The following is a 1,161-nucleotide window of genomic DNA, read 5'->3' as shown; positions in this document are numbered from 1 at the left end:
ATCAAGCTCACTTCAACTATAACCAGAAAGGTGAATTAATCTCGCTTGAGGACATGCAAGGGTACTCCGCAGATATCACTTATGATGAGATGGGGATAATCTCGTCAATCACTGATGCTAAGGGACAAACCCAATTTATTGTTGAGCTAGGCAACGCTGATTCAAATCGGGTAGATGAATATCCAGCACCTGGTGACCCAATGGGAATGAGTAGCCGAGTGACTGCGATAAATCCGCTGGGTTATAAAGAGGAGTTTTTCTACAACTCAGAAACAGGCAAAGCGTGGTACATCTCACCAGAACACTACATCAATTACGTGGATGTTAATGTTAACAATGACCAACCCGACGTTCCTAAAACTGTCTATGACTATCAGCGGTTCTCCAAAGGTTATTCTCGTGTTCAACAGGTTACTAGACCGGATGGTACATGGACTCGTTTCGAATACGATCAAAATCGTAATCTATCCAAAACTGTTTATTCAGATGGTAATTCCGTAAAGTATCGCAATAACTCGTTTGGTAAAGTTGTGGAGTTTACTGATACGCTCAATAACAGCACGATCTATGTTTACGATGATCGTCAAAACTTAATTAAAGCTGTCACGCCGACAGGCAAAAAGGGTTTTGAATACAGCCAAAATAACTTACTGATTGGTGCTACTAATTTAAACGGTGTTAAAACTCGCTATAAATACAACGACCAAGGGCAGTTATTACAAGTAACGGCTGCTGACGGTAACGTTGTCGACTTTGGTTATTCATCTGGGCGACTCGACTCGATTGTTAGTCAGGGTAAGGCGCTGGCGTCATATCAATATGATGAGCTAGGGCGCGTAACACAAGTTATTGATATACATGGTAACGCCACGCAGTATCGTTATGACCGAATTAACCAACTCACTCATGTCAGCGGAGAGGGAAATCGTGATACTGAGATTGTTTATGGGAGTTGTCCTCGTCTTGTAGAGAGCGAAACCCTTCCGGGAGGTCGAACTTACCAGTATCAATATAATTCAGCAAAGCAACTGGTAGCGGTTATTGACCCTATGTTGGGCGTTACACGGTTAAAACGAGATGCGGCAGGACGCACTACGGCTTTAATTGACGCCAATCAAAATAAAACAGAATTTGAATATAACGCCGTGGGTCAGCTTACAA

Annotated in this window: 1 pseudogene; it reads left to right on the top strand. The window is 42.6% G+C overall.

Features of this window, described 5'->3' with window-relative positions:
• Positions 1–1,161 (top strand): annotated as a pseudogene (locus AB4232_RS22070) (RHS repeat protein); the annotation flags it as partial.

The sequence above is a fragment of the Vibrio sp. 10N.286.46.A8 genome, assembly GCF_041470165.1.
Taxonomy (GTDB): domain Bacteria; phylum Pseudomonadota; class Gammaproteobacteria; order Enterobacterales; family Vibrionaceae; genus Vibrio; species Vibrio tasmaniensis_A.
The sequence above is the reverse complement of the archived record's forward strand: the minus strand, read 5'-3'. Positions and strand labels throughout refer to the sequence as shown.